At 55.4% G+C, this 572-nt stretch carries 1 protein-coding gene; it reads left to right on the forward strand.

Annotation, left to right across the window (positions count from 1 at the left end):
• A partial coding sequence (locus E1162_RS02605) for a hypothetical protein (RefSeq protein ID WP_257098604.1) occupies positions 1-572 on the forward strand: 572 nt, incomplete at both ends.

A 572-nucleotide genomic window follows, 5' to 3' on the forward strand; every position in this document is an offset into this window, starting at 1 on the left:
ACCAGCAGCACCAACGAGAAGGCACACGCTGTCACCGCTGGTAACAATGCCGGTTTTGTAAGCTCTATGGATGCAACATTGTTTGCCGCCACCGATGGTCTTGCAAGCTTCCTTGCTGCCGCTCCAGCCGCCGATGGGCTGGTAACATTTGGCGCGACAGGTGGTCGATCAACATCCTACGATAATGGCCAGAACATTGACCTTGAAGGCTTCAACTTCATGGTCGGCGCTGGTGCAACCCGCGAGATCGGCGGCGGTGAATTCCACCTTGCCGGCTTTGCTGAAACCGGTAAGCAAACCTACGACGCATCTTCCCACCTCGTTTCTGGTAAGGGCAACGTAGACTTCATGGGCGGCGGTGTGATGGCCCATGTGGTGCTTTCAAACGGCCTATATGCAGAGGGTTTGGTGCGCGCCGGTATGGCCGATATGGCTTACGACACCAAAGACTTCGCAACACCTGTCAGCTATGACTTCTCTTCCGCCTATGTGGGCGGCTATGCGGGCCTTGGTTACAACACAGAAGTGTGTGACGGCGTAAGCTGGGGTCTACACGGCAAGTACATCTATTC

This window comes from Pseudovibrio flavus (assembly GCF_009711345.1).
GTDB classification, from domain to species: Bacteria; Pseudomonadota; Alphaproteobacteria; order Rhizobiales; family Stappiaceae; genus Pseudovibrio; species Pseudovibrio flavus.